Genomic DNA, 20101 nt, shown 5'->3' on the forward strand with positions numbered 1-20101 from the left:
ACGAGAAGGCGAGTTTTCGGCACATAAAGCGTCCCTAACATCCGGGGAATGCATTCCGAGCCTGCCATCGAAAACCACGCCCCGTGTCGTCGCCGCCGCAAACGCGGCAACGGGTCCGACGGCGAGGGACCCGTGTTCGTCGACACCTCCGGACGCCGTTCGAAGCTGCTGCGCCGGATCGGCGTCCTCGTCGGCGTGCTGTGTCTCGGGTACGCCGTCGTCCTGGGCCTGGCGTTCCTGGGAATCGGCACGTCGAGCCCGTCCTCGCTGCTGCCCTTCGGCGGCGGCCAGGGCGGCCCCGCCGGCCAGAGCGGCACCGGCCCGGACGCCCGCCCGCAGGGCGGCGCCGGTGACGTCGTCCAGCCCAGCGGCAGCCCGCCCGCGCTGCCCTCGGGCGTCCCCACGCCGTCCGCGTCCGCGAACGCCGGCTGACCGGAGCGCAGGCACCGTGATGACGACGACCACGACATCCCGCCGGGGCCGGCGCCGCGCCCCCTCCCGCATAGGCCGCGCCGCGGGCAAGGCCGCGGCCCTGCAGAAACCGCGCGTCCTGCTCGCCCTGCTGCTCCTGCTGGCGCTGACCAGCGTGATGCTGCTGGACGGCTATCTGCGCGCCGAGGTCGGCGGCGACCAGCGCGTCCGTGACGGGGCCGGCTCCAGCAAGGTCCCCGACACGATCCTCGACGGCGGGCCGATCCTCAGTTTCCGCGGCGGACAGGCCACGACCGTCTCCGTCCCGGACAAGACCATCGCCCTGACCTTCGACGACGGCCCCAACCCCACCTACACCCCGCAGGTGTTGGAGATCCTGGAGAAGTACGACGTCCCCGCCACGTTCTTCGTGGTCGGCTCGATGGTGTCGCGCTACCCCGGCATCGTGCAGGACATGGTCGAGCAAGGCAACGAGGTGGGCATCCACACCTTCACCCACGTCGACCTCTCCTACCAGAGCGACGCCCGCGTCGACCGCGAGATGCAGCAGACCCAGTTGGCGCTGGCGGGCGCGGCCGGCATCACCACCACGCTGTTCCGGGCGCCGTACTCCTCGGAGACGGACGCCATCGACAACTACAGCTGGCCCGTCTACCAGAAGCTCGGCCAGGACGGTTACACCAGCGTCTTCGTCGACACCGACAGCGACGACTGGAAGAAGCCGGGCGTCGCGAAGATCGTGCGGTGGGCGACTCCGTCCAAGGGCAAGGGTGCGTCCGTCCTCTTCCACGACGCCGGTGGCGAGCGGTCGCAGACCATCGAGGCGCTCCCGAAGTACATCGAGAAGATGAAGGCGAAGGGGTACACCTTCACCACCATCAGCGGGGTGCTGGAAAAGCAGCAGCCGGTCGGCGGTGCCAACGACCTCCAGGCCGCCCACCGCAAGGCCACCGGCGCCACCCTCTACGAGGGCAAGGCCCTCGTCGCCGCCGTCGCCGTCGCGGAGTGGGCGGTGCCCGCGCTGTCGGCCGGCCTCATGGTCGTCGGCGTCGCCGTCATGGGCCGGTTCGGGATGATGCTGATCCTCGCCCGCCACCACCACAGACAGCGCAACAGACGCCGTTTCGGCTGGGGCCCGACCGTCACCCGCCCGGTGAGCGTGATCGTCCCGGCGTACAACGAGAAGGAGTGCATCGCCAACACCCTGGCATCGCTGGCGCGGAGCACCCATCCGATCGAGATCATCGTGGTCGACGACGGCTCGACGGACGGTACGTCGGAGATCGCGCGCGACGCGGCGTCCGCACTCGGCATGACGAACGTCCGGGTCGTCCGCCAGGAGAACGCGGGCAAGCCCGCCGCCCTCAACAACGGTGTCCGCAATGCCCGTCACGACATCGTCGTCATGATGGACGGCGACACCGTCTTCGAACCGGACGCCGTGCACCAGCTGGTGCAGCCCTTCGCCGACCCCGGGGTGGGTGCGGTCGCGGGCAACGCCAAGGTCGGCAACCGCGACACCGTCATCGGCGCCTGGCAGCACATCGAGTACGTGATGGGCTTCAACCTCGACCGCCGCATGTACGACCTGCTGCGCTGCATGCCCACCATCCCGGGCGCGATCGGCGCGTTCCGCCGCGACGCGGTGCTCCAGGTCGGCGGCATGAGCGAGGACACCCTCGCCGAGGACACCGACATCACCATCGCCATGCACCGCGCGGGCTGGCGGGTCGTCTACCAGGAGCACGCCAAGGCGTGGACGGAGGCGCCCGGTTCGCTCAAGCAGCTGTGGTCGCAGCGCTACCGCTGGTCGTACGGCACCATGCAGGCGCTGTGGAAGCACCGCAAGTCCCTGACCGACAAGGGTCCTTCGGGCCGCTTCGGCCGGGTCGGCATGCCGCTGGTGGTGATCTTCCAGATCGTCACGCCGGTCTGCGCGCCGCTCATCGACGTGTTCACCGCGTACTCGATGATCTTCATCGACTTCCGGGCCGCCCTGCTGGCGTGGCTCGCGGTGCTGGGCGTCCAACTGGTCTGCGCGGCCTACGCGTTCCGGCTGGACAAGGAGAAGTACCGCTATCTCCTGATGATGCCGCTCCAGCAGCTGGCCTACCGGCAGATGATGTACCTCGTCCTCATCCACTCCTGTATCACGGCGCTGACCGGCGGCCGCCTCAGGTGGCAGAAGCTGAAGCGGACCGGCGAGGTCGGGACGCCGGCGGGGGTGAGCTGAGATGGGCGCGCACCGCAGAGGCGGGCCCGTGCTGGTGGACGAGCAACCGCTGCTCACCGGCGCCCGCCCCCAACTCCCTGTACGCGACCGCTACTTCGACACCGTCCGCGCCGTCGCCCTGATCCGTGTCGTCACCTATCACACCTTCGGGTGGGCCTGGTGCGGCATGGTCTTCCCCTCCATGGGGATCATGTTCGGGCTCGCCGGCACGCTGATGGCGAAGTCCCTGGAGCGCCCCGCGCTCACGGTGGTGAGAAGCAGGCTGCGGCGCCTGCTGCCGCCGTTCTGGTTCTGGGGCTTCTTCGTGGTGCTGGCGATGCTGGTCCACGGCTGGATGCCGAGGCACTACGACATCGTCTTCTGGATCGTCCCGTTCGGCGATCCACCCGGCGACAAGTGGGGCGTCCAGGCCTGGGAGATCCTCTGGTACCTGCGGACGTACCTGTGGTTCGTGCTGCTGTCCCCGCTCCTGCTGAAGCTCTTCCGGTCGGCGCGGGTGCCGGTGCTGCTGCTGTCCCTCGTCCCGATCCTGGTCCTCACCTTCGTGTGGTCAGGCCCCGAGGGGCGGCTCGGCGACGGGCTGTGGGACTTCTCGACGTACCTCTTCTGCTGGATCCTCGGCTTCGCGCACCGCGACGGGGTGCTGGAGCGGCTGCGGCCCGCGACCGTCGTCGCGCTCTCGCTCGCGGCCGTCGGCTACGGCGGCTGGTACGCCTTCGCCCACCAGGGCGAGGCCGGGACGTACGACCTCGACGAGATCCCGCTCGCGCAGGCCTTCTGGTCGGCCGGGTTCGTGATGCTGCTGTTCTGGGCCAAGGCGTACTTCGGGACCGACTTCGCGTGGCTGACCCGCTTCAAGCGGCTGGACAGGGTCGTCACGGTCTTCAACGCGCGGGCCGTGACGATCTACCTCTGGCACGAGATCGCGCTGATCCTCGCCGTACCGCTGATCGACCGGTTCTGGAACGTCCCGGCCTTCGAGAGGTACCTGCCGCTGGAGAGCCAGTGGTTCATGTTCGGGATCGGCTGGGTGCTGATCGCGGGGTTCGTGGTGGCGTGCGGATGGGTGGAGGACGTGGCGGCGAAGCAGAGGCCGAGGCTTGTTCCCTGAGGGCGGCTGCAAGAATGGGCCCGTGACCCGCGCTTCCCTGAACAAGCAGCCGCACGAAGTCGCCTCGATGTTCGACGACGTGGCGGAACGGTACGACCTGACGAACGACGTGCTGTCGCTCGGGCAGGACCGGGTGTGGCGCAAGGAGGTCGCGAGGGCGGTCGACGCCCGGCCCGCCCAGAAGATCCTGGACCTGGCGGCCGGGACGGCGACCTCCTCGCTGCCCTTCGCGCGGACCGGCGCGTACGTCGTCCCGTGCGACTTCTCGCTGGGCATGCTCAAGGTCGGCAAGCGGAACCACCCGTGGCTGCCGCTCACGGCCGGCGACGCGACGCGGCTGCCGTTCAAGGACGACACCTTCGACGCCGTCACCATCTCCTTCGGGCTGCGCAATGTGCAGGACTTCGACGCCGGGCTGCGCGAGATGTACCGGGTGACCAAGCCCGGCGGCCGGGTGGTGATCTGCGAGTTCTCGCACCCGACCTGGGCGCCTTTCCGCACGGTCTACACCGAGTACCTGATGCGCGCCCTCCCGCCGGTCGCGCGCGCGGTCTCCTCCAACCCCGAGGCGTACGTCTACCTCGCCGAGTCGATCCGCGCCTGGCCCGACCAGGCCGCACTCGCCGGGCATCTGCAGAAGGCCGGCTGGTCGAAGGTGGCGTGGCGGAACCTGACGGGCGGGGTCGTGGCCCTGCACCGGGGCTTCAAGCAGGCCTGAGGCAGGTGGGGCGGTCGGCTTCAGGCAGAGCTGACCGTCACGTACGGGTCGCCCGGCTCGTCCAGCTCGCGCTGGAGGCCGCCCGTGGGAGGCCGGGGGATGCGCGGCTCGCGCACCCCTCCGCCGCCCTCCCCTTCGCCGAAGTCGAACCACACGTAGATCACGGAGTCCCGGGGCACCTCGGCATTGGGCTGCGGGTACTGCCGTACGACGTACTCGACCACCGTCTGGCGGAAGTCGGGCCGGTCCGGAGCGTTGAGGAAGAGGCCGGTCGCCTCGGCCGTCCTGCGCGCGTCCATGGCCATCAGTCCGACGAGCCGCGGCACGCGCACTTCGGGTGTTTTGGGTGTTATGCGCAAGATGTCACCCCCAGCGGTACTAGCAGGGTAACCGCCCGGGGGTGCCGTCCGGAAGCGTCAAGTGGCGTTCTGTAACAGTTAGTTACTGTGCGTGACCGTTGCGAAGGTCGAGCCGGAAGCAGAGCGCGTCCTCCGCCAGCCGCGGGTGCGGGAAGGTCTCCGCGAGCTCCATGCCGAGGCGCCGGGCGACCGCGACCGAGCGCTCGTTGCCCGGTCTGACCATCGCCACCACGTCCGGCACGCCCGCCGCCCGGAGCCGTTCCAGCGTCTCCCGCGCGGCGGCGGTGGCGTATCCCTTGCCCCAGTACGCCCGTCCGAGCCGCCAGCCGATCTCGATCTCGCCCTTCGGCCCCCACTCCTGCGGCCACGGCTGGGCCCCGGTGAAGCCGATGACCCGGTCGTCCTCGTCGAGCATGGTCCACAGGCAGAAGCCCAGCTCGGCGTCGTGCCGGCGCTGCCGTGCCGTGAGCTCCTCGTACACGTACAGCTCGGCGGAACGGCCGCCGTGGAACTCCATGACGTCCGGGTCGTCGAAGATCCGGTGCCAGGCGACGGCGTCCTCGTCGGTGGGGACACGCAGCCGTACTACGGGGAGAGTTCGGTTCACGGGGCAGCCCTTCAGCCGGGTGATCAATCGTGCTGAATAGACTGCCCATGTCCAGTGCTAGTCGGCACGCAGATTTCGAACTTGGGGAGATCCCGCCGTGACCGCCGTGACCGAGCCCCACTCCGAGCCCCTTTCCGAGAACACCGCCGACGTCATCGTCGTCGGCGCGGGGCCGGCCGGCTCCACGACCGCGTACTACCTCGCCAAGGCCGGTCTCGACGTCCTCCTGCTGGAGAAGACGGCGTTCCCGCGCGAGAAGGTCTGCGGCGACGGCCTCACCCCCCGCGCCACCAAGCAGCTCGTCGCCATGGGCATCGACATCTCCGAGGAGGCCGGCTGGCTGCGCAACAAGGGCCTGCGCATCATCGGCGGCGGTGTCCGGCTCCAGCTCGACTGGCCGGAACTCGCCTCCTTCCCGGACTACGGCCTCGTCCGCAAGCGCGACGACTTCGACGAGCAGCTCGCCCGGCAGGCCCAGAAGGCGGGCGCCCGGCTGTACGAGCGCTGCAACGTCGGCGCCCCGATCATCGACGACCGCACCGGCCGCATCACCGGCGTCCACGCCAAGCTCGGCGAGGCCGGCGAGAAGCGGGAGGTCACCTTCCACGCCCCGCTGGTCGTCGCCGCCGACGGCAACTCCACCCGCCTCTCCCTGGCGATGGGCCTGCACCGCCGCGAGGACCGCCCGATGGGCGTCGCCGTACGGACGTACTTCGAGTCGCCGCGCCACGAGGACGACTACCTGGAGTCCTGGCTGGAGCTGTGGGACCGCCGCGGCCCCGAGCCGCGCCTCCTCCCCGGCTACGGCTGGATCTTCGGCATGGGCGACGGCACGTCCAACGTGGGCCTCGGCGTCCTCAACACCTCCGACTCCTTCAAGGAGCTGGACTGGCGCGAGGTGCTGAAGGCCTGGTGCGCCTCGATGCCGGAGGAGTGGGGCTACACGCCGGAGAACATGACCGGCCCGATCCGCGGCGCGGCCCTCCCCATGGCCTTCAACCGCCAGCCGCACTACACGCGCGGGCTGCTGCTCGTCGGCGACGCCGGCGGCCTGGTGAACCCCTTCAACGGCGAGGGCATCGCCTACGCCATGGAGTCCGGCCAGATCGCCGCCGACGTCATCGTCCAGGCCCACGCGCGGGCCACGCCGGCCCAGCGTGAGATCGCGCTCCAGCGCTACCCGCAGGTCCTCAAGGACACCTACGGCGGCTACTACACGCTGGGCCGCGCCTTCGTGAAGCTCATCGGCAACCCGAAGGTCATGAAGATCGCGACCCAGCGCGGCCTCACGCACCCCCTGCTCATGAAGTTCACCCTGAAGATGCTGGCCAACCTCACCGACCCGACGGGGGGCGACGCGATGGACCGGATCATCAACGGGCTGAGCAAGGTGGCACCGAAGGCGTAACTAGCCGCTCAGAGCCTCGATGTTGGCGGCCCGGCGCGCGAGGACCTCGTCCCGCCGGTCCGCCACCTGCCGCAGCGCCTCCCTGCGTTCGCGCTTCGACAGGCGGTCCAGGTAGACGTGCCCGTCGGTGTGGTCGGTCTCATGGGCGAGGCAGCGGGCGAAGTATCCCGTTCCCTCGAGGGTGATCGGCTCGCCGTCCTTGTCGTACCCGCGTACGACGGCCCGTTCCGGGCGGGGTACGTCCATCACGGCGCCGGGGACGGACAGGCAGCCCTCGTGGTCGTCGAGGAGCCTGCGCCCGGCCGGGGCCGCGTCGAGCACCGGGTTGACGATGTGCCCGACGTGCCGGACCCCGTCGTCGTCCGGGCAGTCGTAGACGAACAGCCGCAGATCGACGCCGACCTGGTTGGCCGCGAGGCCGGCTCCGTCCGCGATGTACATCGTCAGGAACATGTCGTCGATGAGAGCGGCGAGATCCGGCCCGAACTCGGTCACGTCCCGGCACGGCTTGTGCAGGACCTGCTCGCCGACCTCCGTGATGCGCCGCACCTTTCCACGGCGGGCGTCGGGCGCGAGGCGCGGATACGAGTCAACGGGCCTGCCTTGTACGAAAACGCTGGGCACGAGTGAGTCTCCTGTCGTCTGAGGATGGACGACAGCAACAGATCACACCCGGCAGGCCGGGGGCCAGACCGGTTTCGGCGCAAGCGGAGGGGCCGCTGCCCCCGAGCGGCTGCGGCCCTTCCGACGTTCTGTACGCCCGTGGGCGTTTTGTGTGCGCGTGGTGTCAGAGTACGCGTACGGCACCCGTCGCCGGGTAGCCCGACAGGTCCTGGATGACAACGCCCTTGGACGGGTTGGCCGCGTCCAGGTACTGGCCGTTGCCGATGTAGACGCCCACGTGGTACGCGGAGCCCTTGGCGCCCCAGTAGAGGATGTCGCCGACCTGCAGGTTGGACAGCGAGACATCCGTGCCGGCCATCGACTGGTCCTGCGATACGCGCGGCAGGTCGACGCCGACCTGCTTGAACGCGGCCTGGACCAGGCCGGAGCAGTCCCACGCGTTGGGGCCGGTGCCGCCCATGACGTAGGCGTCACCCACCTGGGCCTTGAGGAAGGCGATGACGGTCGCGACGGAGCCGCTGGCGGGCGCCGAGGCGGTCGTGGACGCGGAGAGGGTGGTCCGCTCCGAGGAACGCGAGACGGCGGCCTCGGCGGCGGCCTTGCGGGCCTCCTCGGCCTTCTTCTTGGCTTCCGCCTTCTTCTTCGCCTCGGCGAGGTCCTTCTTGGCCTCCTTGGCGGCCGCGGCGGCGGCCGCGTCACGCTCGGCCTGCAGCTCGTAGTTCGCGGCGGCCTGCTGCGTGGCGTCCGCGGACTGGGCGACCTGCGCGGCCAGGTCGGCCGTGAGGGTGGGCAGTTCGAGCGTCTGCGTCGTCTCGGCGGCGCTCGCCGAGGCCGACGCGCCCGCCGCCGCCATGCTGAGAACGCCACCGGCGACACCGGCACGCACGGCGAGCGAAGTCGTCGCGCTGCGGCGGGGTTTCCGGTGGCTGCGTATGTGAGCGGTGTGGGACATGAGAACAACCGGTATCAGGGGCTCCTCCATACCTTCAAGAAACGTGTCCTGCGCCACAGTTGTTCATCCAGTCCCTCGAATTCCGGGCGTGGCGTTCTTTATTGACGCCGTAACGGACATTGCGGGCACGGCCCATCACGGCCGTGATCACGGTCTTTCATCGTTACGCCCGAATTGCCCCGCACCTACCACCGGTTGGGACCGATGGCCAAGCCCGCTTCTCAGAGGTCTCTCATCGATGTGGTGGAGGTCACGCAACGGTTACGGCAGCGGCTGCGTCACGCGCGCACCCCTCGCCGTCACCCGCTCGTGAAAGCGTGCACGCGTCCACATCGCGCCCCGCGATCCCCTCCCGGGTGTGAATGCCGCGCACTATCAAGCGGTGACGTCCAGCGCCAATTTGCATGCACGGGAAGTCTCTTGATATTGAGACGCCGCTTCCGCACCCCGTTTCAACTGCGCCGACGAGCCAAATTGTCACCTCTGGTGATCGCTCGGACGCTTCACGTACGAAGATCACCGCTCATCCGACTTCATGATCCTTCGTCAGGTGGTGGAGATCACAAAGCTTGTGCAATACCCCGTGTCGCAGATCACAGACCGGCGGGCATAAGATGCGGGTCAGTTGGGCTTGTGACCTGCTTCACATGTTCGCGATCTTCGTCGGGACGAACGGGGCTCGTGGGGCACGTGAGGGGGAAGTGAACCCGACGCCATCGCCAGCAGTCAGTGCCGACTGAGAGGAGCGAGGAGCGGTGAACGCGTATGCGCCCATCCTCGTACTGGGAGCCCTCGGGGCAGGCTTTGCGATCTTCTCCGTGGTCATGGCCACGCTGATCGGTCCGAAGCGGTACAACCGGGCCAAGCTCGAGGCCTACGAGTGCGGGATCGAGCCGACCCCCACGCCGGCCGGCGGCGGGCGCTTCCCCATCAAGTACTACCTGACGGCGATGCTCTTCATCGTCTTCGACATCGAGATCGTCTTTCTCTACCCCTGGGCCGTCACCTTCGACGCCCTGGGTGTTTTCGGGCTCGTGGAGATGCTGCTCTTCGTGCTCACCGTCTTCGTCGCGTACGCGTACGTATGGCGGCGCGGCGGCCTGGAATGGGACTGAGAGGCCTTTGACTCATGGGACTCGAAGAAAAGCTGCCGAGCGGTTTCCTGCTGACCACCGTCGAGCAGGCCGCGGGCTGGGTGCGCAAGGCGTCCGTCTTCCCGGCCACCTTCGGCCTGGCCTGCTGCGCCATCGAGATGATGACGACCGGCGCCGGACGCTACGACCTGGCCCGCTTCGGCATGGAGGTCTTCCGCGGCTCACCCCGCCAGGCCGACCTCATGATCGTCGCCGGCCGGGTCAGCCAGAAGATGGCGCCGGTGCTGCGGCAGGTCTACGACCAGATGCCGAACCCCAAGTGGGTCATCTCCATGGGGGTCTGCGCCTCCTCGGGCGGCATGTTCAACAACTACGCGATCGTGCAGGGCGTCGACCACATCGTGCCCGTCGACATCTATCTCCCCGGCTGCCCGCCGCGGCCGGAGATGCTCATGGACGCCATCCTCAAGCTCCACCAGAAGATCCAGGGCTCCAAGCTCGGCGTGAACGCCGAGGAAGCGGCCCGGGAGGCGGAGGAAGCGGCGCTCAAGGCCCTGCCCACGATCGAGATGAAGGGGCTGCTGCGATGAGCGACGCGAACGGGGCGTCGAACGGCGTGAACCCCGAGAAGGACCTGGCCTCCTCCAACCTCCCCGGCCAGCGGGGCGAGGGCGGCGAGGAGATCCGTGTCCAGCGCGGCATGTTCGGCGCCGACAACGGCGGCGACACCTCCGGCTACGGCGGCCTGGTCCGCTCCATCCGGCTCCCGGGAGCGGCCAGCCGCCCCTACGGCGGCTGGTTCGACGAGGTCGCCGACGAGCTGGAGGGCGCGCTGGAGGAGCAGGGCCTCCTGCCCGACAACGCCATCGAGAAGACGGTCGTCGACCGCGGCGAGCTCACCTTCCACATCGAGCGCGAGCATCTGCTGCGCGTCGCCCGCACCCTGCGCGACGACCCGGCCCTGCGCTTCGAGCTCTGCACCGGCGTCAGCGGCGTCCACTACCCGCACGACAAGGGCCGCGAGCTGCACGCCGTCTACCACCTGCGCTCGATCACCCACAACCGGCTGATCCGCCTGGAGGTCAGCGCCCCGGACGCCGACCCGAAGATCCCGTCCCTGGTCTCCGTGTACCCGACCAACGACTGGCACGAGCGCGAGACCTACGACTTCTTCGGGATCGTCTTCGACGGTCACCCGGCCCTGACGCGGATCATGATGCCGGACGACTGGCAGGGCCATCCGCAGCGCAAGGACTATCCCCTCGGCGGCATCCCCGTCGAGTACAAGGGCGCCCAGATCCCGGCTCCGGACCAGCGGAGGTCGTACTCGTGAGCACTTCGCAAGCCTCTCCTCGCGAGACCACGGAAGGCACCGTATACACGGTCACCGGTGGCGACTGGGACGAGGTCGTCCAGTCCGCGGCCCGCGCCGACGACGAGCGCATCGTCGTCAACATGGGTCCCCAGCACCCGTCCACCCACGGCGTGCTGCGCCTGATCCTGGAGATCGAGGGCGAGACGGTCACCGAGGCCCGCTGCGGCATCGGCTACCTGCACACCGGCATCGAGAAGAACCTCGAGTTCCGCACGTGGACGCAGGGCACCACGTTCGTGACGCGCATGGACTACCTGACGTCCTTCTTCAACGAGGCCGCCTACTGTCTCGCCGTCGAGAAGCTCCTCGGCATCGAGGATCAGATCACCGAGCGCGCCAAGATCATCCGGGTGCTCCTCATGGAGCTGAACCGGCTCTCCTCGCACCTGGTGTGCATCGCCACCGGCGGCATGGAGCTCGGCGCCACCACGATCATGATCTACGGATTCCGTGATCGTGAAATGATTCTCGACATCTACGAGCTCATCACGGGCCTCCGGATGAACCACGCGTACATCCGCCCCGGCGGACTCGCGCAGGACCTGCCGCCCGGCGCGGTGGACCACATCCGCGAGTTCGTGAAGAAGATGAAGAAGAACCTCCCGGAGTACGACAAGCTCGCCACCGGGAACCCCATCTTCAAGGCCCGCATGCAGGACGTCGGCTACCTCGATCTGGCCGGCTGCATGGCCCTCGGCGCCACCGGCCCGATCCTGCGCTCCACCGGCCTGCCGCACGACCTGCGCAAGTCGCAGCCCTACTGCGACTACGAGACCTACGACTTCGAGGTCCCGACCGCCGACACCTGCGACTCCTACGGGCGGTTCCTGATCCGCCTGGAAGAGATGCGCCAGTCGCTGCACATCGTCGAGCAGTGCCTGGACCGGCTCCAGCCCGGCCCCGTCATGGTCGCCGACAAGAAGATCGCCTGGCCCGCCCAGCTCGCGCTCGGCCCCGACGGTCTCGGCAACTCCCTCGACCACATCAAGAAGATCATGGGCACCTCCATGGAGGCCCTGATCCACCACTTCAAGCTGGTCACCGAGGGCTTCCGGGTACCGCCGGGACAGGCGTACGCGGCCGTCGAGTCGCCCAAGGGTGAACTCGGGGTGCACGCCGTGTCCGACGGCGGCACCCGCCCCTTCCGGGTCCACTTCCGCGACCCGTCCTTCACCAACCTGCAGGCCATGGCGGCGATGTGCGAGGGCGGCCAGGTCGCCGACGTCATCGTCGCCGTCGCGTCCATCGACCCCGTGATGGGAGGCGTCGACCGGTGACCACCTCTTCTTCGGAGCGGGGCGTCAGCCTGGGCATGCCCGAACTGCCCGCGCCCGCCTATCCGGACGACGTCCGAGCCCGGCTGGAGACGGACGCGCGCGAGATCATCGCCCGCTACCCCGACTCCCGGTCCGCGCTCCTTCCGCTGCTGCACCTCGTGCAGTCGGAGGAAGGCCATGTCACGCGCACCGGGATGCAGTTCTGCGCGGACGTCCTCGGCCTGACCACGGCCGAGGTCACGGCGGTCGCCACCTTCTACACCATGTACCGGCGCCGGCCGAGCGGCGACTACCAGGTCGGCGTCTGCACCAACACCCTCTGCGCGGTGATGGGCGGCGACGCGATCTTCGAGTCCCTCCAGGAGCACCTGGGCGTCGGCAACGGCGGGACCACCGAGGACGGCAAGGTCACGCTGGAGCACATCGAGTGCAACGCGGCCTGCGACTTCGCGCCGGTCGTGATGGTCAACTGGGAGTTCTTCGACAACCAGACCCCGGGCAGCGCCAAGCGCCTCGTCGACGACCTGATCGCGGGCCGTCCGGTACAGCCGACGCGCGGGGCGCCGCTGTGCACCTTCAAGGAGACCGCGCGGATCCTCGCCGGCTTCCCCGACGAGCGGCCAGGGGCCGTCGAGGCAAGCGGCGCGGCAGGCCCCGCTTCGCTGGTGGGCCTCCGCCTGGCCAGGGGAGAGGCCGCACCCGCGCGCGTGGTCCATCCGCGCGACGGCGGTCCGCACGACGCCGGCTCGCCCGACGCCGGTCCGTACGACGAGCCGCAGGACAGGGCGCCGCAGGACCGGGACGTGCACGAGCCGTCGCCGACCGAGCACCTGAGTTCGCACGACGCGCCGCAGGACACGTCGGCCTCCGACCCGACCCACCCGGCGGGGCCTGTCGCCGAGGAGGGGGAGTGATGACCTTGGCACCCGAGCTGAAAGACACCAGCCCCGAGAAGCTGCTCGCACCCGTGCTGTCGGCCTTCTGGGACGAGGACAGGTCCTGGACGCTGGACGTCTACAAGAGGCACGAGGGATACGAGGGCCTGCGCAAGGCGCTCTCGATGTCACCGGACGACCTGATCGCGTACGTCAAGGACTCCGGTCTGCGCGGCCGCGGCGGCGCGGGATTCCCCACGGGAATGAAATGGCAGTTCATTCCCCAGGGGGATGGAAAGCCGCACTATCTAGTTGTCAACGCCGACGAATCGGAGCCCGGAACCTGCAAGGACATTCCGCTCCTCTTCGCGAACCCGCACAGCCTCATCGAGGGCATGATCATCGCGTGTTACGCCATCAGGTCGTCGCATGCCTTCATCTATCTGCGTGGTGAAGTGGTGCCAGTGCTGCGGCGGTTGCACTCGGCCGTGAGCGAGGCCTACGCGGCCGGCTACCTCGGGAAGGACATCCTGGGCAGCGGGCTCGATCTCGACATCACCGTGCACGCGGGCGCGGGCGCGTACATCTGCGGTGAGGAGACCGCACTCCTCGACTCGCTCGAAGGCCGCCGTGGTCAACCGCGGCTCCGTCCCCCCTTTCCTGCGGTCGCAGGCCTCTATGCCTGCCCGACTGTGGTGAATAACGTCGAATCGATCGCGTCGGTTCCCGCGATTCTGCAGCGGGGCAAAGAATGGTTCCGGTCGATGGGAAGCGAGAAGTCCCCGGGCTTCACGCTCTACTCGCTCAGCGGCCATGTCGCCAGCCCCGGCCAGTACGAGGCCCCGCTCGGCATCACCCTGCGCCAGCTGCTGGAGATGAGCGGCGGCATGCGCCCCGGACACCGGCTCAAGTTCTGGACGCCGGGCGGCTCCTCGACACCGATGTTCACCGACGAGCACCTCGACGTCCCTCTTGATTACGAAGGAGTGGGTGCCGCGGGTTCCATGCTCGGCACCAAAGCTCTGCAGTGCTTCGACGAGACGACCTGCGTCGTCCGCGCCGTCACCCGCTGGACCGAGTTCTACGCCCACGAGTCCTGCGGCAAGTGCACGCCCTGCCGCGAAGGCACGTACTGGCTGGTGCAGTTGCTGCGCGACATCGAGGCCGGCAAGGGCGTCATGTCCGACCTCGACAAGCTGAACGACATCGCCGACAACATCAACGGCAAGTCCTTCTGCGCCCTCGGCGACGGTGCCGCCTCGCCGATCTTCTCCTCGCTGAAGTACTTCCGTGAGGAGTACGAGCAGCACATCACGGGCCGCGGCTGCCCCTTCGACCCGGCCAAGTCCACGGTCTGGGCCGACTCCCGCACGGAGGTGAACGCATGACGGTGACCACCAGTTCCCCCTCGGGTGGGGGAGAGGCGGCGGTCCCGCCGGAAGATCTCGTCTCGCTGACCATCGACGGCGCCGAGATCAGCGTGCCCAAGGGCACCCTGGTCATCCGGGCCGCCGAGCGGCTCGGCATCGAGATCCCGCGCTTCTGCGACCACCCCCTGCTCGACCCGGCCGGTGCCTGCCGCCAGTGCATCGTCGAGGTCGAGGGCCAGCGCAAGCCGATGGCGTCCTGCACCATCACCTGCACCGACGGCATGGTGGTGAAGACCCACCTCACCTCGCCGGCCGCCGAGAAGGCCCAGCACGGCGTGATGGAGCTGCTCCTCATCAACCACCCGCTGGACTGCCCGGTCTGCGACAAGGGCGGCGAGTGCCCCCTGCAGAACCAGGCGATGTCCCACGGGCAGGCCGAGTCCCGCTTCGAGGGCAAGAAGCGGACGTACGAGAAGCCGGTGCCGATCTCCACGCAGGTGCTGCTCGACCGGGAGCGGTGCGTGCTGTGCGCCCGCTGCACCCGGTTCTCCAACCAGGTCGCGGGCGACCCGATGATCGAGCTGGTCGAGCGCGGCGCGCTCCAGCAGGTCGGTACCGGTGAGGGTGACCCGTTCGAGTCGTACTTCTCCGGCAACACCATCCAGATCTGCCCGGTCGGCGCGCTCACCTCGGCGGCGTACCGCTTCCGCTCCCGCCCCTTCGACCTGGTGTCCTCCCCGAGCGTGTGCGAGCACTGCTCCGGCGGCTGCGCCACCCGCACCGACCACCGGCGCGGCAAGGTCATGCGCAAGCTGGCCGCCAACGACCCGGAGGTCAACGAGGAGTGGATCTGCGACAAGGGGCGCTTCGCTTTCCGGTACGCGCAGCAGCGCGACCGGCTTCAGACGCCCCTGGTGCGCAATCCCGAGGGTGAACTCGTCCCGGCCTCCTGGCCGGAGGCGCTGGAGATCGCCGCGCAGGGGCTGCTCGCCTCGCGCGGCCGGACCGGGGTGCTGACCGGCGGCCGGCTCACCATCGAGGACGCCTACGCGTACAGCAAGTTCACGCGCGTGGCGCTCGACACCAACGACATCGACTTCCGCGCGCGCGTGCACAGCGGCGAGGAGGCCGACTTCCTGGCCGCCCGGATCGCCGGCCACGGCCGGGACCTCGACGGTACGGGCGTCACGTACACCGCGCTGGAGAAGGCGCCCGCGGTCCTGCTGGTCGGGTTCGAGGCCGAGGAGGAGGCGCCCGGCGTCTTCCTGCGGCTGCGCAAGGCCTGGCGCAAGCACGGACAGAAGGTCTTCTCGCTGGCCACCTACGCCACGCGCGGCCTGGAGAAAGCCGGCGGCACGCTGCTCCCCGCCGCTCCCGGCACCGAGACCGAGTGGCTGGACGCGCTCGCGAGCGGCGTCGGCCTGGAGGAGGGCGGCGCGCAGGCCGCCGAGGCGCTGCGGGCCGAGGGCGCGGTCATCGTCGTGGGCGAGCGGCTGGCCGCCGTGGCGGGCGGACTGACCGCCGCCGTACGGGCCGCGTCCGCGACCGGCGCCCAGCTGGTGTGGATCCCGCGCAGGGCGGGGGAGCGCGGTGCTGTCGAGGCCGGTGCGCTGCCGACACTGCTGCCGGGCGGCCGTCCGGCCACCGACCCGCGCGCGCGTGAGGAGGTCGCCGCCGTCTGGGGCGTCGCCGAACTCCCGCACCGCTACGGCCGGGACACCACGCAGATCATCGAGGCCGCCGCCACCGGCGAACTCCAGGCGCTGGTCGTCGCCGGCGTCGAGGTCGCCGACCTGCCCGACCCGGCACGCGCGCGTGAAGCGCTCGGCGAGGTCGGCTTCCTGGTGTCGCTGGAGCTGCGGCCCAGCGAGGTCACCGAGCTCGCTGATGTCGTCCTGCCCGTCGCCGCGGTCGCCGAGAAGGCCGGCACCTTCCTCAACTGGGAAGGCAGGGTGCGCTTCTTCGAGGCCGCGCTCAAGCCCGACCAGATGACCCGCCGCCTCGCGCCGACCGACGCGCGCGTGCTGCAGATGCTGGCCGACGCCATGGACGTACACCTGGGTCTGCCGGACCTGCGGACCGTGCGCGGCGAGATCGACCGGCTCGGCCCCTGGGACGGCCCGCGGGCCACCGAACCGCTGGAGACCGGCGCCCAGTTGCCGCGGCCCGCCGCCGGAGAGGCCGTCCTCGCCGGACACCGGCTGCTGCTCGACCAGGGCCTCCTCCAGGAGGGCGACGAGGCACTCGCCGGGACCCGGCACGCGGCCCACGCGCGCGTGTCCGCCGCGACCGCCCTGGAGGCGGGAGTCAAGGACGGCGACGTCCTGGCCGTGACCGGCTCCTCCGGGATCGTCGAACTCCCGCTCCAGGTCACCGAGATGCCCGACCGCGTGGTCTGGCTGCCGCTGAACTCCGTGGGTGGGGGCGTCGCCTCCGACGCCGGTGTGCTGCCCGGCTCCCTCGTCCGCATCGGCCCGGCGACGCCCGCAGCCGAAGCCCCCCAGGAGGTGGAGGCATGAGCCCGTACCTCGCCGCAGAAGACCTCTCGATGTTCGGCACCGACCCCTGGTGGCTCGTCGTCATCAAGGCCGTTTTCTGCTTCGCGTTCCTGATGGTGACCGTGCTGTTCTCCATCGTCTGGGAGCGCAAGGTCGTCGCCTGGATGCAGCTGCGCATCGGCCCCAACCGGCACGGCCCCTGGGGCATGCTCCAGTCGCTCGCCGACGGCGTGAAGCTGATGCTCAAGGAAGACGTCGTCGTCAAGCGCGCGGACAAGGTGGTCTACGTCCTCGCGCCGATCGTCGCGGCCGTCCCGGCCTTCATGGCGATCGCGGTGATCCCCTTCGGCCCGGCCGGCAACGAGATCTCGATCTTCGGTCAGCGCACCACGATGCAGCTCACCGACCTGCCGATCGCGATGCTCTACATCCTCGCGGTCGCCTCGGTCGGCATCTACGGCATCGTGCTCGCGGGCTGGAGTTCCGGCTCGACCTACCCGCTCCTCGGCGGTCTGCGCTCCTGCGCGCAGATGATCTCGTACGAGATCGCCATGGGCGCCGCCTTCGCCTCCGTCTTCCTCTACTCGGGGTCGATGTCGACGTCGGCGATCGTCGAGGCGCAGCAGGACCGCTGGTACATCGTCCTGCTGCCGGTCTCCTTCATCATCTACATCGTCACCATGGTCGGCGAGACCAACCGCGCCCCCTTCGACATGCCGGAGTCCGAGGGCGACCTGGTCGGCGGCTTCAACACCGAGTACTCGTCGATCAAGTTCGCGCTGTTCATGCTCGCCGAGTACGTGAACATGGTGACGGTCTCGGCGGTGTCCGTGACCCTCTTCCTCGGCGGCTGGCGGGCGCCCTGGCCGGTCAGCACCTTCTGGGAAGGCGCCAACCACGGCTGGTGGCCGCTCCTCTGGTTCGTCATCAAGGTCCAGCTGCTGCTGTTCTTCTTCATCTGGCTGCGCGGCACGCTCCCCCGCGTCCGCTACGACCAGCTGATGAAGCTCGGCTGGAAGGTTCTGATCCCGGTCTCCGTGGTGTGGCTGATGCTCGTCGCGACCGTGCGGACTCTCAGGAACGAGAACTACGACTTCGCCGACATCGCCCTCTACATCGGTGGCGGTGTGCTGGTCCTGCTGCTGCTCTCCTTCGTCGCCGACATGTTCCGCGGCAAGTCCAAGGACGAGAAGGAGCCCGCGGCGGCCGTCGGATTCGACCCGATGGCCGGCGGATTCCCCGTACCGCCGCTGCCCGGACAGGAGTTGCCGCCGGTGCCGAGGCGTCGCTCGCGGCAGGAGCGGGAGCTGATTGTCAGTGGCAGCGTGAATACTCAGAGTGACGACGGATCTCTGGATGGAAAGGAGGCGTCCGATGGCTGAGGAGCCCAAGGAGACCGAGCCCGGTTTCATGAACCCCGTCGCCGGCTTCGGCGTGACCTTCAAGGCCATGTTCAAGAAGCGGCTGACCGAGCAGTACCCGGAGCAGCAGAAGACCACCGCTCCCCGTTTCCACGGACGGCACCAGCTCAACCGCCATCCGGACGGCCTGGAGAAGTGCGTCGGCTGCGAGCTGTGCGCCTGGGCCTGCCCCGCCGACGCCATCTATGTGGAGGGCGCCGACAACACGGACGAGGAGCGCTACTCGCCGGGCGAGCGGTACGGCCGCGTCTACCAGATCAACTACGCCCGCTGCATCCTGTGCGGCCTGTGCATCGAGGCGTGTCCCACGCGCGCGCTGACGATGACCAACGAGTTCGAGCTCGCCGACTCCAGCCGCGCGAACCTGATCTACACCAAGGAGCAGCTGCTCGCCGGTCTGGAAGACGGCATGGTCGACACGCCCCACGCGATCTACCCGGGGACCGACGAGCAGGACTACTACCGAGGGCTGGTGACGGAGGCCGCGCCCGGCACCGAGCGCCAAGTGGCCGTCTCCAAGGGCGAGGTGGTCCAGGAGGCCGCCTCCACCTTCGGTCCTGACGAGCCGGCGTCGGAGAAGGTGATCGGCCGATGACCGCTCCCGTGCAGCTCGCCGCCTACTCCACCTCCACCGGAGAGGCCTTCCAGTTCTGGGTCCTCGGCACCGTCGCCGTGCTCGGCGCCCTGGCCACCGTGTTCATGAAGAAGGCCGTGCACAGCGCGCTGTCGCTCGCCGGGACCATGATCATCCTGGCGGTGTTCTACCTCGCCAACGGCGCCTACTTCCTGGGCATCGTGCAGATCGTCGTCTACACCGGCGCGATCATGATGCTGTTCCTGTTCGTGGTGATGCTCGTCGGCGTCACGGCCGCCGACTCCCTGAAGGAGACCATCAAGGGCCAGCGCTGGCTGGCCCTTCTCTGCGGGCTCGGCTTCGGCATCCTGCTGATCGCGGGCATCGGCAACGCCTCCCTCAAGGAGTTCAACGGCCTGGCGCAGGCGAACGCGAACGGCAACGTGGAGGGCCTCGCGACCTACATCTTCACCAAGTACGTCTTCGCCTTCGAAATCACCGGCGCACTGCTGATCACGGCCGCCGTCGGCGCCATGGTGCTCACCCACCGCGAGCGCACCGAGCGCGCCAAGACCCAGCGCGAGCTGGCCGAGGAGCGCGTCCGCGCGGGCAAGCACGTACCGCCGCTGCCGGCCCCCGGCGTCTACGCCCGGCACAACGCCGTGGACATCGCGGGCCTGCTGCCCGACGGCACCCCGTCGGAGCTCACGGTCAGCAAGACGCTCCGTGAACGCGGCCAGATCCGGGACGTCTCCCAGGAGGCGCTCAACGACCTCAAGGTGCTGGAGCAGCGCTCCGAGGAACGCCTGGAGCGCACCGCGATCGAACCGGCCACCTTCAAGCGGGCCGAGGAGGCGTCGAAGTGAACCCCGTCAACTACCTCTACCTCGCGGCCCTGTTGTTCACGATCGGCGCCACCGGCGTACTGATCAGGCGCAACGCGATCGTCGTGTTCATGTGCATCGAGCTCATGCTCAACGCCTGCAACCTCGCGTTCGTCGCCTTCTCCCGGATGCACGGCAATCTCGACGGCCAGATCATCGCGTTCTTCACGATGGTCGTCGCCGCCGCCGAGGTCGTCGTCGGGCTCGCGATCATCGTGTCCCTGTTCCGTTCCCGCCACTCGGCCTCGGTCGACGACGCCAGCCTGATGAAGCTCTGAGGGGTCGGAAG

20 protein-coding genes are annotated in these 20101 nt (G+C 69.1%); 16 read left to right on the top strand and 4 right to left on the bottom strand.

Annotation, left to right across the window (positions count from 1 at the left end):
• The first annotated feature begins 48 nt into the window (after nt 1–48).
• The 4 genes from ACFUO4_RS19230 to ACFUO4_RS19245 are packed head-to-tail and all read left to right on the top strand — an operon-like array spanning nt 49 to nt 4494.
• Nucleotides 49–432: a hypothetical protein gene (locus tag ACFUO4_RS19230; RefSeq protein ID WP_079306625.1), complete on the top strand. Its 384-nt coding sequence runs from the start codon at nt 49–51 to the stop codon at nt 430–432.
• A 19-nt stretch (nt 433–451) separates the two neighbouring features.
• Complete coding sequence (locus ACFUO4_RS19235) at nt 452–2665, top strand: bifunctional polysaccharide deacetylase/glycosyltransferase family 2 protein (protein WP_383486175.1); 2214 nt, start codon at nt 452–454, stop codon at nt 2663–2665.
• Between the two features lies 1 nt (nt 2666).
• Complete coding sequence (locus ACFUO4_RS19240; protein WP_383486178.1) at nt 2667–3776, top strand: acyltransferase; 1110 nt, start codon at nt 2667–2669, stop codon at nt 3774–3776.
• Nucleotides 3777–3798: 22 nt separating this feature from the next.
• Nucleotides 3799–4494 carry a demethylmenaquinone methyltransferase gene (locus ACFUO4_RS19245; RefSeq protein WP_383486181.1) on the top strand — a complete coding sequence of 232 codons (696 nt, stop codon included), beginning with the start codon at nt 3799–3801 and terminating at the stop codon, nt 4492–4494.
• Nucleotides 4495–4514: 20 nt separating this feature from the next.
• On the opposite strand, the gene ACFUO4_RS19250 is transcribed toward ACFUO4_RS19245, so the two are convergent.
• Both ACFUO4_RS19250 and ACFUO4_RS19255 read right to left on the bottom strand, forming a co-directional pair.
• A complete protein-coding gene (locus ACFUO4_RS19250; protein ID WP_079306618.1) occupies nt 4515–4826 on the bottom strand; it encodes a PASTA domain-containing protein in 312 nt (103 codons plus the stop codon).
• Nucleotides 4827–4935: 109 nt separating this feature from the next.
• Nucleotides 4936–5460 (bottom strand): GNAT family N-acetyltransferase, encoded by a 525-nt coding sequence (locus ACFUO4_RS19255; RefSeq protein ID WP_383486185.1) that lies wholly within the window; start codon nt 5458–5460, stop codon nt 4936–4938.
• 106 nt (nt 5461–5566) lie between these two features.
• Here ACFUO4_RS19255 and ACFUO4_RS19260 point away from each other — a divergent pair, with 106 nt between their 5' ends.
• Nucleotides 5567–6868, top strand: coding sequence for a geranylgeranyl reductase family protein (locus ACFUO4_RS19260; protein WP_079306810.1), 1302 nt, complete (start codon nt 5567–5569; stop codon nt 6866–6868).
• Here the strand turns inward: ACFUO4_RS19260 and def are convergent, their stop codons facing one another.
• Complete coding sequence (gene def / locus ACFUO4_RS19265; protein WP_079306616.1) at nt 6869–7492, bottom strand: peptide deformylase; 624 nt, start codon at nt 7490–7492, stop codon at nt 6869–6871.
• A gap of 163 nt (nt 7493–7655) precedes the next feature.
• The gene (locus ACFUO4_RS19270) at nt 7656–8474 is read right to left on the bottom strand and encodes a C40 family peptidase (RefSeq protein WP_079306614.1); all 819 of its coding nucleotides are present in this window, start codon (nt 8472–8474) and stop codon (nt 7656–7658) included.
• Nucleotides 8475–9199: 725 nt separating this feature from the next.
• On the opposite strand from ACFUO4_RS19270, the gene ACFUO4_RS19275 reads away from it, so the two are divergent.
• Genes ACFUO4_RS19275 through nuoK form a run of 11 tightly spaced genes read left to right on the top strand, consistent with a single transcriptional unit; the run spans nt 9200 to nt 20090 of the window.
• On the top strand, nt 9200–9559 hold the full coding sequence (locus tag ACFUO4_RS19275) for an NADH-quinone oxidoreductase subunit A (protein WP_007383963.1): 360 nt from the start codon (nt 9200–9202) through the stop codon (nt 9557–9559).
• Between the two features lie 14 nt (nt 9560–9573).
• On the top strand, nt 9574–10128 hold the full coding sequence (locus tag ACFUO4_RS19280) for an NADH-quinone oxidoreductase subunit B family protein (RefSeq protein ID WP_030494814.1): 555 nt from the start codon (nt 9574–9576) through the stop codon (nt 10126–10128).
• Nucleotides 10125–10871, top strand: a complete 747-nt coding sequence (locus ACFUO4_RS19285) for an NADH-quinone oxidoreductase subunit C (protein WP_079306612.1) — start codon at nt 10125–10127, stop codon at nt 10869–10871. Before ACFUO4_RS19280 ends, ACFUO4_RS19285 begins: the two co-directional genes overlap by 4 nt.
• Entirely contained in the window at nt 10868–12190 is a 1323-nt protein-coding gene (locus ACFUO4_RS19290; RefSeq protein ID WP_383486191.1) for an NADH-quinone oxidoreductase subunit D, read from the top strand. The genes ACFUO4_RS19285 and ACFUO4_RS19290 overlap by 4 nt, the downstream gene beginning before the upstream one ends.
• The gene (gene nuoE / locus ACFUO4_RS19295; protein WP_383486194.1) at nt 12187–13104 is read left to right on the top strand and encodes an NADH-quinone oxidoreductase subunit NuoE; all 918 of its coding nucleotides are present in this window, start codon (nt 12187–12189) and stop codon (nt 13102–13104) included. Before ACFUO4_RS19290 ends, nuoE begins: the two co-directional genes overlap by 4 nt.
• The gene (gene nuoF, locus ACFUO4_RS19300; RefSeq protein ID WP_079306608.1) at nt 13104–14453 is read left to right on the top strand and encodes an NADH-quinone oxidoreductase subunit NuoF; all 1350 of its coding nucleotides are present in this window, start codon (nt 13104–13106) and stop codon (nt 14451–14453) included. The genes nuoE and nuoF overlap by 1 nt, the downstream gene beginning before the upstream one ends.
• The gene (locus ACFUO4_RS19305; protein ID WP_383486198.1) at nt 14450–16954 is read left to right on the top strand and encodes an NADH-quinone oxidoreductase subunit G; all 2505 of its coding nucleotides are present in this window, start codon (nt 14450–14452) and stop codon (nt 16952–16954) included. The genes nuoF and ACFUO4_RS19305 overlap by 4 nt, the downstream gene beginning before the upstream one ends.
• The gene (nuoH, locus tag ACFUO4_RS19310; RefSeq protein ID WP_383486201.1) at nt 16951–18315 is read left to right on the top strand and encodes an NADH-quinone oxidoreductase subunit NuoH; all 1365 of its coding nucleotides are present in this window, start codon (nt 16951–16953) and stop codon (nt 18313–18315) included. Before ACFUO4_RS19305 ends, nuoH begins: the two co-directional genes overlap by 4 nt.
• The gene (nuoI, locus tag ACFUO4_RS19315; RefSeq protein ID WP_079306604.1) at nt 18308–18949 is read left to right on the top strand and encodes an NADH-quinone oxidoreductase subunit NuoI; all 642 of its coding nucleotides are present in this window, start codon (nt 18308–18310) and stop codon (nt 18947–18949) included. Before nuoH ends, nuoI begins: the two co-directional genes overlap by 8 nt.
• The gene (locus ACFUO4_RS19320; protein WP_079306602.1) at nt 18946–19794 is read left to right on the top strand and encodes an NADH-quinone oxidoreductase subunit J; all 849 of its coding nucleotides are present in this window, start codon (nt 18946–18948) and stop codon (nt 19792–19794) included. Before nuoI ends, ACFUO4_RS19320 begins: the two co-directional genes overlap by 4 nt.
• Nucleotides 19791–20090, top strand: a complete 300-nt coding sequence (gene nuoK / locus ACFUO4_RS19325; protein ID WP_003974374.1) for an NADH-quinone oxidoreductase subunit NuoK — start codon at nt 19791–19793, stop codon at nt 20088–20090. The genes ACFUO4_RS19320 and nuoK overlap by 4 nt, the downstream gene beginning before the upstream one ends.
• Nucleotides 20091–20101 lie beyond the last annotated feature (11 nt).

This window comes from Streptomyces sp. NPDC057280 (assembly GCF_042668605.1).
Taxonomy (GTDB): Bacteria; Actinomycetota; Actinomycetes; order Streptomycetales; family Streptomycetaceae; genus Streptomyces.